This window comes from Algoriphagus persicinus, assembly GCF_035156415.1.
Taxonomy (GTDB): domain Bacteria; phylum Bacteroidota; class Bacteroidia; order Cytophagales; family Cyclobacteriaceae; genus Algoriphagus; species Algoriphagus persicinus.
The window spans coordinates 25,595-40,882 of record NZ_JAYEEY010000030.1; the positions used below are offsets into that span (position 1 = coordinate 25,595).

General features: G+C 35.2%; 14 protein-coding genes. All 14 read left to right on the forward strand.

What is annotated here, in order from left to right; all coding sequences use genetic code 11:
• The first annotated feature begins 64 nt into the window (after positions 1-64).
• The 14 genes from U3A58_RS18655 to U3A58_RS18720 all read left to right on the forward strand — a co-directional run bounded on the left by U3A58_RS18655 (position 65) and on the right by U3A58_RS18720 (position 15,285).
• On the forward strand, positions 65-787 hold the full coding sequence (locus U3A58_RS18655) for a DUF502 domain-containing protein (protein WP_323825913.1): 723 nt from the start codon (positions 65-67) through the stop codon (positions 785-787).
• A 1,958-nt stretch (positions 788-2,745) separates the two neighbouring features.
• Positions 2,746-4,404 (forward strand): MBOAT family O-acyltransferase, encoded by a 1,659-nt coding sequence (locus U3A58_RS18660; RefSeq protein ID WP_416377311.1) that lies wholly within the window; start codon positions 2,746-2,748, stop codon positions 4,402-4,404.
• Between the two features lie 26 nt (positions 4,405-4,430).
• Positions 4,431-5,423, forward strand: a complete 993-nt coding sequence (locus U3A58_RS18665; protein ID WP_323825915.1) for an alginate O-acetyltransferase AlgX-related protein — start codon at positions 4,431-4,433, stop codon at positions 5,421-5,423.
• Positions 5,424-5,492: 69 nt separating this feature from the next.
• Complete coding sequence (locus U3A58_RS18670) at positions 5,493-6,296, forward strand: FkbM family methyltransferase (protein ID WP_323825916.1); 804 nt, start codon at positions 5,493-5,495, stop codon at positions 6,294-6,296.
• Position 6,297: 1 nt separating this feature from the next.
• Positions 6,298-7,029 (forward strand): FkbM family methyltransferase, encoded by a 732-nt coding sequence (locus U3A58_RS18675; protein ID WP_323825917.1) that lies wholly within the window; start codon positions 6,298-6,300, stop codon positions 7,027-7,029.
• A 7-nt stretch (positions 7,030-7,036) separates the two neighbouring features.
• On the forward strand, positions 7,037-7,750 hold the full coding sequence (locus U3A58_RS18680) for a glycosyltransferase (protein ID WP_323825918.1): 714 nt from the start codon (positions 7,037-7,039) through the stop codon (positions 7,748-7,750).
• On the forward strand, positions 7,747-8,652 hold the full coding sequence (locus U3A58_RS18685; protein ID WP_323825919.1) for a glycosyltransferase: 906 nt from the start codon (positions 7,747-7,749) through the stop codon (positions 8,650-8,652). The genes U3A58_RS18680 and U3A58_RS18685 overlap by 4 nt, the downstream gene beginning before the upstream one ends.
• 6 nt (positions 8,653-8,658) lie before the next feature.
• On the forward strand, positions 8,659-9,456 hold the full coding sequence (locus U3A58_RS18690) for a glycosyltransferase family 2 protein (RefSeq protein ID WP_323825920.1): 798 nt from the start codon (positions 8,659-8,661) through the stop codon (positions 9,454-9,456).
• Positions 9,456-10,697: an ABC transporter ATP-binding protein gene (locus U3A58_RS18695; RefSeq protein WP_323825921.1), complete on the forward strand. Its 1,242-nt coding sequence runs from the start codon at positions 9,456-9,458 to the stop codon at positions 10,695-10,697. Before U3A58_RS18690 ends, U3A58_RS18695 begins: the two co-directional genes overlap by 1 nt.
• A complete protein-coding gene (locus tag U3A58_RS18700; protein ID WP_323825922.1) occupies positions 10,682-11,608 on the forward strand; it encodes a class I SAM-dependent methyltransferase in 927 nt (308 codons plus the stop codon). The genes U3A58_RS18695 and U3A58_RS18700 overlap by 16 nt, the downstream gene beginning before the upstream one ends.
• On the forward strand, positions 11,605-12,306 hold the full coding sequence (locus U3A58_RS18705; RefSeq protein WP_323825923.1) for a methyltransferase domain-containing protein: 702 nt from the start codon (positions 11,605-11,607) through the stop codon (positions 12,304-12,306). Before U3A58_RS18700 ends, U3A58_RS18705 begins: the two co-directional genes overlap by 4 nt.
• On the forward strand, positions 12,294-13,394 hold the full coding sequence (locus U3A58_RS18710) for a glycosyltransferase (RefSeq protein WP_323825924.1): 1,101 nt from the start codon (positions 12,294-12,296) through the stop codon (positions 13,392-13,394). Before U3A58_RS18705 ends, U3A58_RS18710 begins: the two co-directional genes overlap by 13 nt.
• On the forward strand, positions 13,395-14,453 hold the full coding sequence (locus tag U3A58_RS18715) for a glycosyltransferase family 2 protein (protein ID WP_323825925.1): 1,059 nt from the start codon (positions 13,395-13,397) through the stop codon (positions 14,451-14,453).
• Positions 14,446-15,285, forward strand: coding sequence for a glycosyltransferase family 2 protein (locus U3A58_RS18720; protein WP_323825926.1), 840 nt, complete (start codon positions 14,446-14,448; stop codon positions 15,283-15,285). The genes U3A58_RS18715 and U3A58_RS18720 overlap by 8 nt, the downstream gene beginning before the upstream one ends.
• Positions 15,286-15,288 lie beyond the last annotated feature (3 nt).

Here is a 15,288-nt window from a genome sequence, read left to right on the forward strand (position 1 = left end):
CAACTGTAGCACGATTCCTAGCTAATAGGTTTCGTGCTACTTTAGAAAAATCATTCTTATCCACATGAATACTGAACCCAAATCCCCATTAGTAGTAGAAGAGAAAACCGAAAGAGGGATAATTCTTGATAGCTTGATACAGGGTTTTTTGATTCTTCTGCCGCTCACCATTATTTTAATTCTTCTTTCGATTGTTTTCAACTTTATTTTTGGGATTGTGGCTCCACTTAGCGCCGCTTTGGAACCAAGTTCCGAAGATCCACATTGGCTCATCAATATATTATCACTAGCTATATTATGTGTTTTTATTTTCTTAATAGGGTTGCTAGTCCGAAATAAAGTTGGAAATGTGTATTTCAAAAGCTTCGAGAGGAAATACCTGACCAGAATCCCAATGTATAATTTAATCCATCAAACGGTTTATCAGTTTGTGGGCCTGAAAAAGCTACCGTTCTCAGAAGTAGTACTGCTAGATCCATTTAGATCAGGTACCATGATGACGGGGTTTATCACAGATCAAATCGACGAGAAGCTTTACACTATCTTTGTGCCTACTGCTCCAAATCCTACTAATGGCAATATTTACCATGTACCAAAGGAGCTGATCACCTTTTTGAGTGTCAGTACTCAAGATGCCATGCGGACGGTCATGGGAATGGGTACTGGTACTGCTAAAATGCTGGAGGGAATGGACCTCAAGGAAATACTTACTAAGGGTAGCGAGCAAGAAATCAAAAAGAGTGAGCTAGACGATGCCTTAGGTACGATGGAATCTAGGCCTAGTTGATCAGTACGAAGACAAGTGTCCCACGATCCTGGCTCTTCGCTGTAAATGTCCACTGGACATTTACCTTATGCTCAGCCCTCCTTTTGCGTCAAGGCAAAAGGACGAATAAAATTACCTTAACGCCTATCGATTTAGGTCAATAGAGGGATTGAGGATTGCTAAAATACCTACCACGCACCCTTTTCCACCTCCTGCACTGACTCCGATTTCCAGATAATAATTCGGAGCAGGAGACAATGGCCTTTGAACTTTATTTACCCAGGGTTGAAACCCCGGGCTACCCATAGTGTATGCCTACGGCATTGCTACGTTTCTACGGCGCATAGTACTTACCTGACCTTCCGTATCTATTACCAACACAAGACAGTTCAGGTTTAGCACTTAGTTAATTGTAAAAGAAGGTGCCCTTGGAAGCAGACGGTTTATTGGAGAAATAGGAAGGCGTTAAAAAAACAAACTAGCTCGTGAGTGGGCGATCGAGATCCGTTTGTTTTTAGCCGGACTATGAACCAATAAATGAATTGTCCGCAGGCAATTCAAGGCTGATTTCGGGCGAAGGCTTTTGCCCGTCCGCCTCAGGAGGAGATACTTTTGGCCTCAAAAGTACCAGAGAAAAATAACACCTCAACGCTATCGATACGGGTCAATAGAGGGATTGAGGATTGATAAAATACATACCACGTAACCTTTTCCCACCTCCTGCACTGACTCCGATTTCCAGATAATAATTCGGAGCAGGAGACAATGGCCTTTGAACTTTATTTACCCAGGGTTGAAACCCCGGGCTACCCATAGTGTATGCCTACGGCATTGCTACGTTTCTACAGCGCAAAGTGCTTACCTGACCTTCCGTATCTATTACCAACACAAGACAATTCAGGTTTAATGCCTTGGTTTAGTTTGAGGGCGCGCTGGGAGGACGCAGCAGCGAGCCAGGCGGCTGGCCTGCGGGGTGAAGCTTTGCTGGCGTCTTGACTTTTTGGTTCTTTTGCGTCAAGGCAAAAGGACGAATAAAATGACCTCAACGCTATCGATACGGGTCAATAGAGGGATTGAAGCTGAATTTTTCATTAACCTATATGAATTTAGCGCTACTCCTCGGATTAAACCTTTTTTCAAAAGGTTCCCTCTGCTCCGAGGTCAATTGCATTAATCATTACCTACCCTGGGTTACGCTCGCTCTCTTCGTAACGACCATGCCAACCTTAACAACAATGACAACCAACAACCAGCACCCAACACCTATACGGAGCGAATTCGAAGTATCCAACACCAAAGTTTGCTTTTCAAAAACAACCGAGTAAATTTATTACTCAGTCATGAACGGCATTCCAAGCAGAGCGAAGCAATCTCGATTTGTGAACCTAAGATCGTAAGTTTCTAGCTGTTACTCCCTCGATTAAGCCCTGGAAATGGGACTGAAAGGGCGAAGCTGTGTTTTCTGAGTAGCAAGTAGCAAGTAGCAAGTAGCAAGTAGCAAGTAGCAAGAGTTAAGAACCAAGAATCGAGATACTAGATTCTAGATGCAAGAATCAAGGCCTGACTGTAATAGAACTCGAGTTCCACCCACAAAACTATTATATAATCAAACCTTTATAGGTTCGAGTCCTGACAGGATCACACCTGAGAAGCATCATGCTGGTTCGACTCCAGCTCTGGGTACAAACTAGCGGGTTCGATTCCCGCTCCTAGTACAATCCAGGCCGTTGCGGAACCTTTAACCTTTTAACCTTTTAACCTTTTAACCCTTAACCCCTTAACCCTTTAATCTTTTAACCCTTTAACCCTTTAACCCTTAACCCTTTAACCCTTAAACCCCTTAACCCCTTAACCCCTTTACCCCCTTAACTCCTCAACCAACAACCACCCAACACCCCACCTTGCTATTCAACTCCTTCACCTTCCTTCTCTTCCTACCCATAGTATTCCTACTATACTGGTTTGTATTTCAGAGGAACTTGAAGCTACAGAATGCCTTTTTGTTACTTTCTAGCTATGTATTCTACGGCTGGTGGGACTGGAGATTCCTCAGTCTAATTATCGCAAGTTCTGCTGTAGACTATCTTTGCGGGTTGAAAATGAGATCTACGTCATTGCGAGCGGACGCAGGGAGCGAAGCAATCTCATCAGGTCATACGTCATTGCGCCTGTCCGCCGTGGAGGAAGGAGGTACAGCCTGTCCCGATTCGTCGGGAACGAAGCAATCTCATCAGGAGAAGACGTCATTGCTAGGACGAGGAACAGCCTGCCCCGTACGAATGTCGGGGACACCGTGGCAATCTGGTCGTGAAGAAAAGAGATTGCTTCAGGTTGATAGCGATAGTAATAATTCAGAATCAGCAGACAACCTTCGCAATGACGCATCGGTCATCAAACACTCCCGTCTTCCGTCTTCCGTCTCCGGTCTCTTTCATGGCCGCAAACTCTACCTCACCCTCTCCCTCGTCTTCAACCTCGGCCTTCTAGGCTTCTTCAAGTACTTCAACTTCTTTATCGATTCAGCGGCTGACCTAATCAGTACAATAGGTTTTCAACCCCATATCAGCACCCTAAACTTAATCCTCCCAGTCGGTATAAGTTTCTACACTTTCCAAACACTAAGCTATTCCATAGACGTCTATCGTGGCAAGCTGAAACCCACCAAAGACCCTATCGCCTTCTTCACTTTCGTAGCCTTCTTTCCACAACTGGTAGCAGGACCTATCGAGCGGGCTTCCAACTTACTGCCTCAGTTCTTCAAAAAGCGGGAATTTGAATATCAGCAGGGTTCCGATGGGATGAAACTCATTCTCTGGGGACTATTCAAGAAAATGGTCATCGCAGACAATTGCGCCTTGATCGTCAATCCCATCTTCGACAATTACCAAACTGCCTCAGGCCTGGAGCTTATCATGGGAGCGGTTCTCTTTGCCTTTCAGATCTATGGAGACTTCTCAGGCTATTCGGATATCGCCATAGGAGTAGCCAAGCTATTCGGTTTTGATCTGATGACTAACTTCCGAACACCTTATTTCAGCCGGGATATAGCCGAGTTTTGGCGTAGATGGCATATCTCCCTTTCCACCTGGTTTCGGGATTATGTCTATATCCCCCTGGGGGGAAGTCGCGTACCCAAAGCCAAAGCCATTAGGAATATCTTTATCGTATTTCTCGTTTCAGGCTTCTGGCACGGAGCCAACTGGACATTTATCGTTTGGGGTGGGATTCATGCAGCGCTATTTATCCCGATTTTCTTAATAGGTAAGAATAGAGCCTACTTACACGAAGGGGAGCATTTGTTGCCATCCTTCAAAGAAGTAGCTCAGATGCTATTAACCTTTTCGCTGGTCTGTGTAGCATGGGTGTTTTTTAGGGCGGATACGGTAGGGGATGCTTGGGGATATTTCGGAGGATTGTTTTCTAATGCCTTTCTACCATCGAACTTCGCATGGTTTGGGTATGACCTTAGAGTACTTCTTTTCTTATTTATTATTTTGGAATGGGTCGGAAGGATTCAATTTAATTGGTTAGAAGTTATTTCTAGGAAATGGTACAGATATCCAATTTATGTTGGTGTAATGGTTGTCTTAATTTGGTTTGGAGCAAATGAACAACAATTTATTTATTTTCAATTTTGAGGAGGTTTTTAATCAAACTATTTCTTTTGGGGTTACCGTTCGCGATACTTCTCCTAATTACAAATTTAAATTATGAAGCTGAAAGAGGCGATTTAATCCGGATCGGCTATATCTCAGATAATTTCCCAGATTATCGTAATCAATTTAAAGCAGATCTGTCCAAAGAAATCAAGTATAATAGGCTTACAGATAATTCAGAAAAAAAGGAATACGATATATTGACAATTGGTGATTCATTTTCTGAACAAGGACCTGCTGGATATCAAAATTACTTAGAATTGACACATGGGAAATCAGTTCTTCATATAGATTATTCTCTTCATAATAATCCTTTTCAAATGCTGATATGTTTGCAGAATTCGAATTTCTTTGAAGAGTTCAAGATAAAAAATGTTGTTTTGGAAGTGGTTGAAAGAGACTTTATTGGAATTGCAGCTAATTTAAATAGGGACTCTTCTTTGAACTATCAATCACTTAAGCCGATTTTAAAGAATCATATTGAACCAATTAAGACATCAGTGATTTCAAATAGAATTTTTAAATTTCCATATTATTTACTCTATCGAAATTTATACCCAGAAAAATTGGTTTCAGATGTTTATGCCAGAAAATTAAAAAATAGAGTATTCTCAGTTGAAAGTAAAATCCTGTATTTTTACTACTTAGATGTAATCAATATAATGCTGAATAATTCAATTGATGATCTTAAATTTATAAATAATATATTGAATACTATAGGAAAGGATTTAAAAAATAATGGAGTTAACTTAATTGTCTTACCTGTTCCAGATAAGTATCATTTTTATAAAAATGATCTTGAATACCAAAGTGAATTTGAGTCTCTTTTGTTTTTCACAAACTACTCAACATTGAAAAAAGAATATACTGTTATAAATCTGTTAGATGCAAAAAAAGATAATAAATTAAATGTTATTGATTTTTATTATTATGATGATTCTCACTGGTCTCCAAATGGATCAATGGTTGTTGCTGAAATGATTTTTGATATTCTAAGATAGTATAATTAATTGATTTTACATTTTAATTATATTTATATAGTCTTTTCAAGCTAAGGATAAGTAGTTATCATGAATAAAATAATTAAGAGTATTGTCAGTATGATTGCTGGAAAATTTCATATAATTATTGTTTCCAAAGCACCTGTTGTACAGGTTGAGAAATTCTTAGAAAAAATACATCCTAAAAAGTCAGGACATGAGTTCATCAGGATAGGGCCTGATCATGACGGCGGTTATTTAATTCCAGATTGTTTGGATGGGATTTCAAATTGCTTTTCTCCTGGTGTAGATACAGAATCAGGCTTTGAACTTGATTTGGCAAACCGTGGGATTAATGTCTTTATGGCAGATTATTCTGTAGATCAACCGAAAGTAAAACATAGGAGATTTTCTTTTGAAAAAAAATATTTATCCTTTATGGATTATGGAATTTATATGACTATGGATTCATGGGTAAAAAACTCAATAGGAATAGCTTCAAATTCTGATTTATTATTGCAGATGGACATTGAAGGTTCGGAATATGAATGCTTATTGGCAGTGTCAAATGATTTACTTAATAAATTTCGAATAATTGTAATTGAGTTTCATCATTTTAACAGAATATTTGAAAGAGATTTTTTAAGAATGGTAGAAAAGGTTTTTAATAAATTATTAATTAACCATTCCGTTGTTCATATACATCCAAATAATAAGTCTAATCTTACCTTTACCAAAGGTGTTAGAATACCATCTCTTCTAGAGATTACTTTTCTTAGAAATGATTTCTGTGAATTTACTGGCTATGTTGATGAATTCCCACACCTGTTAGATAAGAATAATATTGCTGGTGCTACCATAATTTTGCCCAAATGCTTTTTTAAATCGGGTTGAAATGGGGATTCTAAAAATAAAAAAACTTGGACATAAATTATTAGGTGTATTCGGATATCGTCTGATTAAGATTAAAGAAACGAATGGTGATTTACGTGATTTTTTAAAAAGAGGCAAATGGATTCAGGAAATGGGAATTCGGACGGTATTAGATATAGGAGCCAATAATGGTCAATTTGCGAAACAAATAAGAAAATTGCTTCCTGATTCTAAAATCTATTCATTTGAACCATTATTTCGAGAATTTAATATTCTCAATTCTGCTTTTGAAAATGATGATAATTTCACCTCATTTAATGTTGCTCTGGGTCTTGAAAATGGGAAAAAGATTTTTTTTAAGGATGAATTTTCAGCTTCTTCTAGTTTCTTGAAAATGGAGGAAAAACATATTGAAAATTATCCCCATACAGGAAATATTGAAACAATTGATGTTGAGATTCGAACCTTAGATTCTTTTTATGATCATTTAGACTTAAATGTCCCTTTATTTATTAAAATTGATGTTCAAGGTTTTGAAAACCAAGTAATTTCAGGTGGTTTGAAAATTATTTCAATTGCATCTTTGTTAGTTATAGAGATTTGTTTTGAGACTTTTTACAGCGGCCAGACATCCTTCAAGGAAATTTTTAATATTTTGGATAATATGGGCTTTAAGTATATAGGTAATTTTAATCAAAGTTACTCTAAAACTAATGGAAGGGTTTTATTTTCTGATTGTGTCTATATCAAATAATCTTTAAGTGCGTTTATCTATTATAATTCCAAATTTTAATTCTGGTGATCTTTTAAGAGACAGTTTAATTTCAATCAGCAAGCTTTCATCCAAAGTTGATCTAGATATTATTATTGTTGATAATAATTCTTCAGATAATCCATCTAATATTATTGAAGATTTCTCTCACCTACACATTATTTTTGTTAGTGAAGTGGATAGAGGGATTTATGATGCCATGAATAAGGGACTGGATTTTGCTTCTGGTACCTGGGTCTATTTTTTAGGATCGGGCGATATAATCAAGTTTAAGAATTTTTCAAAATCTCTCTTTTTTGGCGAGTATGATTATTTTTATGGTAAGATTTATGATTGTGAAAAGAGTTCTGTAATTGGTAATAGAGTCAATCTTTTTCATCTTTTCCGATATGGAATTTGTCATCAATCAATTTTTTATAAAAAATCAATTTTTGACTATTACAGATATGATTTGGAATATCCTATTCAGGCTGACTTAGTCATGAACATTTTTCTCTTTTCATCTATAAAGTTTAAAGGGATGTTTGTGGATGTTATTCTATGCGATTACTTGGGGAGAGGGATTTCATCTAAATTTAGAGATGAAAAATTCAGAAAAGGAAAAATTTATTTATTGGGATTAAATTTGTTTAAAAATTTTACTTTTTTAAATTTCTTATATTCAATTAACTATTTGAAGTTTAAATTATTTTCTAGATTTTGATATCCATAATTGTTTGTAGTAGGTTAAGGTTTTTATTTGAACAAGTTTCTCGAAATATTCGAGAATCCTGTGGTGTGGACTTTGAAATTTTGGAAGTAAATAACGCCATCTATAAATGGCCTTTGACGAAAGCTTATAACTATGGGGGTCTAAAAGCAAATAATGATATTTTAGTTTTTGTTCATGAAGATGTGATTTTTCACACTAAAGATTGGGGCAAAATCTTATTGAATTATTTTGAAACTCTTGCAAACCCCGGCTTATTGGGTGTAGCTGGGTCATCGTATCTGCCAATTAGTCCCACGGACTGGTGGATATCGAATCAGCGATATATTCATACTAATTTTCTTTCGAATTCGAAGAATGGTGTTCCCGGCTTGGGAGTATTGAACAGTATGGGAAAGCAATTTCCTCAAAATGTATTTGCCTTGGACGGGATGTTTCTTGCCATGAGAAGGTCGGTTTTTCTAGAGTTTCCATTTGATGAAAGCATGCCTGGATTCCATGGCTATGACACGGATCTGAGCTATCAGGTGAGTCAGAGTTACCAAAACTACTTTATACCAGGTATTCTAATAGAACACTTTTCTAAAGGTTATCCCGATGGAGTTTGGCTTCACAATACGATTTCGGCTAACAAAAAAATACTTCCATTTATATTAGAATTAAAGTCCAAAGTTGGTTTCGATGCCAACATGGAGAGAAAATCTTTTCACTTGTTTTTGGGCCAATTAAGGAAGTTTGGCTCAAGCAGGTTTGAAAACATTAGACTAGCTATTTTTTATTTTAATCAACTTAGAGCATTTAATCTTCATTGGAAGCTTATCCCATTACTGCTTAAATATCTTTTATCGTTCGGTTTCACTTTCAAATCTCAGAATTCAACCATTCAAGAACGCTAGATTGTAATGCAAGACTTTCCATTAGTTTCTGTAATTATACCGGTGTACCAAGCTGTTGATTTTGTTGAATCTGCTGTGTTATCCGCAATTCATTTACCGGAAGTTGGGGAGGTAATCTTGATAGAGGATGGGAGCTCCGACGACTCCTATACCAAGTGCTTAGAACTTGAAAATATTCATAGGAATGTGGTTTTGTTCATCCATGAGAAACGTAAAAATCTCGGAGCCGCTGCATCAAGAAATGTTGGAATACTAAAAGCTAATTTTCCGTATATCGCATTTTTAGATGCCGATGATTATTTTCTTTCTAATAGGTTTGATTTTTTTATGAAATTTAAGGGAGAATGTATTCAATTTGATGGTATTTATGAGGCCATTCAGTATTTCAATGGATACAAGCAGCTCTATACAATTAATAAGTCTAATATTAATCCAAAAGATCTATCTCATTATTTGATTAGAGGTACTTATGGACATTTTCATACCAATGGATTGATTGTAAAAAAGGAATTATTAATCAAATCTGGATTATTTATTAACTCACTTGATCTCCATGAGGATTCTGATCTTTGGATTAAATTGGCATACTATGGCAAATTAATTCCAGGGAACTTAGCTGATCCTGTATCCAAAGTACGGAGACATGATGGGAATAGAATCTGGAAAGGCACAACAAATACTTCCCGCCTGAAGCAATGGAAAGTCACTTGGGATTGGGCAAAAAATGAGCGTATTGGAATTATTAATAAGCTTTTGATAATTAGAAAATTGATAAATTATACACTTGGATCTCTTAAGGAATAATGTCTAGTACAGTCATAAAGGTGGAGAACCTGTCTAAACGCTATCGTCTAGGTCTAAGAGAAAAGCAAGCCGAGACCTTTGCTGGCCAAATTGGCAACCTAATAAAATCCCCTTGGAAAAACTTGAAGCGTCTCCAAGCTCTCAATAAATTTGGCCAAGAAGACGATTCTGTTTTCTGGGCACTCAAGGATATCAACTTTGAAGTCAAGGAAGGAGAGGTATTAGGAATTATAGGGAAAAATGGAGCAGGAAAATCTACTTTGCTAAAGATCCTCTCACAAATCACTGAGCCTACTTCTGGCAAAATAGAAATCCATGGTCGAGTGGCTTCGCTTTTAGAAGTTGGAACAGGCTTTCATCCAGAGCTCTCAGGTAGAGAAAACATCTATATGAATGGAACGATTCTAGGGATGACACGAAGAGAAATTGATTCCAAGTTGGATGTGATCATAGATTTTTCTGGGGTAGAAAAGTTTATTGATACTGCGGTCAAGTTCTATTCCTCTGGTATGAAAGTACGTCTTGGTTTTTCAGTAGCAGCACATTTAGAACCTGAGATATTGATTATAGATGAAGTACTAGCAGTGGGGGATTATGAATTCCAAAAAAAATGTCTTGGGAAAATGGAGGATGTTGCTGGCAATGGGCGAACTGTGCTCTTTGTAAGCCATAACTTGCAAGCTGTATCAACTTTAACAAATAAATCACTGGTGCTGGAAAATGGGGAATCTTTATATCTAGGAGATACTGAGGATGGAATTGCCACCTATCTTAAATCTGGTCGAATAGGTGATTCAAATTATTTTGGTGAAGATGGTAAAGGTATTTGCAAAGTAATTCTCCAAACTTCTGAACCTAATAAAGTTCAGAAGTTTGGAGAAGATTTGTATGTTGAAATTACTGTCGACTTACAAAATAGTGTGAAGAATCCTGCGATTTCATATCAAATATTTGATGAATATGAGAATGCCATAATTCATGAATTATTTATTGCTTCAGAAAGAAACCTTGTTTTTTCAGACACGCAATTAACAATAATTTCTAAAATCAATAATTTGAAATTGTATCCAGGTTCGTATTCATTAAAAATCCATTATGCCGATAATTTTACAAAGGTTAAAATTGACACAGTTTCAAATGTTTGTAATTTTAAAGTTGAGGTAATGGGAGTATTAAGAGACTATTATTGGCAACTAGGTGCTGCTAAATATGTAACTGAAGGAGAATGGTTTATAAAATAGAAAATCCAATAAATAGTGAATATGATGTAGAATTAGTTGATTCTATTCCATGCACTACTTTAATAAGAAAGTATAATGAGGAATTTAATCAGGATGTTTCAAAGTACTTTACTGAATTAGAGAGTGTTTTTATATATGAGTGTACTGTAACTAAATATCGCTTTTATTATCCTTATGTTATTATAGGAGATGATAGTTTTTATGAAGGGATAAGTATTAATAAGACGCAATATTATCATTCTAGGTGGGAGCATAATTTAGCACTTAAGTATTCTGGAGCAAAATCAAAATGGCTAGAAGTAGGCTCTGGGAATTCTTATTTTTTGAAGCAGCTATTTGATAAAGGAGTAAATGCTGTTGGTTTAGAATTGAATAAAAATGAAGTTGAAGCTGGGAACAAGAAGAATTTGAGAATTATTAACCAGGATTTCTTTTCCTTTCACACTTCTGGGAAGAAGTTTAATGTAATAGCATTATTTCAGGTTTTGGAACATATGTATAAGATTTCCGATTTTTTTGAAAAGGCTTATGAGTTATTAGAATCTAATGGTAGGATAATATTTTCTGTCCCTAATTCTAATCCTCATCTATTTGTATTTGATAAATATCATACTTTGAATCTTCCTCCTCATCATATGGGACTATGGGATATCAAATCTGTAAAATTAGTTGGAAAGGAATTTGGCTTTAGAGTAATTGATCGTCAAACAGAAAAACTTTCTCATTCAGAATTTGAGTATATGATTAATTTAAAGAAGTTAAGCCAACTACTTATTTTAGATCAAAAAATTGCTTTTGTGAAGTTTTTTTATAGGATACTTCCTGGTAGGTTAAAGCTTTACTGGTCTAATTTATGCAGGAATAAATTACTTCAAGGGCGAAATATATTTGTTGTATTAGAGAAAATATGATCGATTTTAATCCAGATCAAATAACATTCCAAAATATTGACCGCTTTTATATTAAAAGTTCGATTTTACGGTATATAAAATCAAAGCTCAAATATTTTAAAGGTGATTTTATAGATGTTGGGTGTGGAGAAAAACCATATCAAGATATGATCATGCAAAATTCTACTATTGGATCTTATGTTGGAGTGGATCTGATTGGAGGAACAGAATATAAGTTAGGAGTAGAGCCTGATTTTTTTTGGGATGGAATTACGTTTCCTTTTCCTGACTTATCCTATGATTCTGCATTGGCTACAGAGGTTCTAGAGCATTGTCCTGACCCATCAATTACCTTATTAGAAATTTATAGAATACTTAAGGTGGATTCCCCGCTGTTATTGACTGTTCCTTTTATTTGGCCAACACACGAATCACCACATGACTTTTATCGTTATACCCCATTTGGATTAAGATATCTGTTAGCAAAAGCAGGTTTCGTAGATATTGAAGTCATTAGTCTTGGTGGGTGGAATGCCTCATTAGCCCAAGTTTTAACGCTTTGGCTGAAAAGGAGTAGAATAGGTAAATCAAAACAGAAATTCTTATTCTATTTTTTAAGACCTATCATAAAATATCTCATAAGAAAAGATAGAGTTTTAAATTACTCAAGCGATCAAAGTCTTATTACCAGCCTTGGAGCAATCGCATGGAAGAAATGAGAATTTGTATTACCAGTACAGAGCAAAGTGCATACTCTGAAACTTTTATCACAAACTTAATTGAAGTGTTACCGGGCCAAATCCATCATTGCTATGGAGGATTTATACCGAATGAATCCAATGATAAATTGCTGAATAACTATAAGAAGGCTCCCTTATTTGATTCCGCTTTGGTAAAACTAGGATTGATCAAAAGATCCCTAAAGCAACATTATTTTCTAAAATATTTAAAAAAAGAAAGGTTTGATCTACTCCTTGTGAACTATGGTACTGCTGGAGCAGAGTTAGCTCCCTTGGCTAAAGCGTCAAACACTCCAATAATTGTTCATTTTCATGGATATGATGCTTCTGTCAAAACTGTTTTAAAGCGATATAAGCAGGATTACCGAGTTATGTTTGAAATTGCCAAAGCAATTGTAGTGGTTTCAAAGGAAATGGAGAATGATTTGATCAATTTGGGAGCACCTAAGGAAAAAATTTATGTGTTGGCTTGCGCGCCCAATAAGCGCTTTTTCAATATTCAGCCCAATTACGCAAGTAACCAAATTTTAGCAATTGGGAGATTTGTTGAGAAAAAGGCTCCCTACCTTACTTTGCTCGCATTTAAAAAAGCAAAGGAAACTTGTCCTTTACTGAGCCTTGTTTTTATTGGTGATGGCCATTTACTGCCTGTTTGTAAAGATTTGCAAAAAAGTCTAGGGATTGATGATGTTTCTTTTTCAGGAGTGTTGACACCAGATGAGATTGCTGTGCATATGAGCAATTCCTTTTGTTTTGTTCAACATAGTAAGCAAGCATCGAGTGGAGATAAGGAAGGAACTCCAGTTGCAATTTTAGAAGCACTAGCGGCAGGTCTTCCTATAATTAGCACTCGACATGCTGGAATACCTGATGTAGTGCTAGAAGGTCAAAATGGATTTTTAGTGGATGAAGGAGATATTGAAGGAATGTCAAATAACCTTGTCAAGATTTATCAAGACAGGAAATTGGCAGAAACTCTAGGTAAATCCTCAAAAGAAAAATTTGCTAAACAAATCAACACTGACTTTTATAGAAAGAGTTGGGTAGAACTAATCGAAATTCTATAAATGGAAAGTTCTTTAGTGTCCATCCTAATCCCCAATTATAATAAAGCGCCTTATTTGGCTGAAACCTTGAATTCCGTTTTGGCTCAGACTTATACTAATTGGGAATGTATTATAGTAGATGATCGCAGTACGGATGGCTCTTTTGCCATTATGGAAAAATATGGAGCTAAAGATGCAAGATTTAAAATATTTAAAAGACCCGCCCATTTACCTAAAGGAGGTAATGTTTGCAGGAATTATGCATTAGAAGTTTCTAAAGGTGAATACATTCAATGGTTTGATAGTGATGATTTAATGATGAGTTCTCTAGTTTTGGAAAGATTAGCTTTTATTCATAGTAACCCAAACAAGGACTTTGTAGTTTCTTCAGGCATTAAATTCTTTGATTATGTAGGTGATTCTGAAATAGTGTTCTCACATGTATTTTATAAAAATACAGAAATTGAGTCTTTTATTTCCCTTGATCCAGCTTGGCTTACTCAATCCTGTATGTTTAAAAGGAGTTTTTTAATAGATAATAATATTTTATGGGAAGAATCTTTGACTATTTTACAAGATGTTCATTATGATTTAAAGTCAGCTCTAGCTGCAAACTCCATAGGACACCTAAATGAAAAGTTTGATTGGTGCTGGAGGTGGCATAAGTCGGGAAGAAATACTGGTGCTCAACGAGCTAATATTGAGAATTTACCAACATTTAAAAGTTTGGTAAAATATTTTTCAAGTCTATGCCAGTCTAATCCTACCAGAGGATTTTACTTAAATAAGGGCTGCTATGAACTTATAAAGTCTACTCATAGTATTTTTGGATTTAAATGGTTTAAAGATTTCTATTTTGATAGTATCAACGTCTTAAGTCTATCTTTTTTTAAAAAATGCTTTTTGATATCAAATGTTTATTTACTTCTTATAGTATGTAATTTTATTCCTTCAATAAATACTTTTGTTGTAAAATCTATTATTTCTTTAAATCGTAGAGTATTATTAGGTAATTTTAAGCATGTCAAAATTTTTAATACGAAGAGTTTGTCGGATTTTAAATTGATAATTAGTGATTGATGTTTCTGTAATAGTAGTAAATTTTAACACTTTTGATTATACTAAGGATTGTATTAATTCTATATTTAAATTTACTAAAAGATGCAGTTTTGAAGTTATACTTGTTGATAATAATTCTTCTGAAATCGTCCCTATGGAATTTGAAGAATTATTTCCAAATATAAAGGTTATCCATCTAAGCGAAAACTTTGGGTTTTCAAAGGCTAATAATTTTGGTATTGGTTTTGCGAATGGGAATACTATTTTATTGTTAAATAGTGATACTGAATTGCTAAATGATGCAATATCTATTTGTTTTGATAGGATTAAAAATGATAAAAAAATAGGTGTTGTTGGGCCTTACCTAGTAAATACAGATGGTTCATTTCAAGTTTCTTCAAAATGTTTTCCTACTATATGGAAAGAGATTGTTATAATTTTAAAGTTATATAGGGTTTTTCCGCTTTACAATTATAACGTGGAATTTGGTCGCATTCAACCTGTTCATGAGTTTTCAACTGACTATGTTATTGGTGCTTTTTTTATGTTTCGTAAAGATGATTTATCTCACTTTTCAGATAATAAGTTGCATGAGGATTTTTTTATGTATATAGAAGATATTCAATGGTGCTATTATTTTAAAAATAATCTTCGTAAAACTATCGTGTTTCTGCCTCAAGCAAAGGTTTTACATCATGGTTCTGCATCTAGTTCAATTGAATTTAATAACAGTAAATTTTATAATATAATATTGCCAAATATTTATCATCTTGTTTTTTTAACTAAAGGTTCGGTGTACTTAAGTTTATATAAAGCTTTGGTTAGGATTAGGTTTTATTTGTCAGGTTTTTAAGGG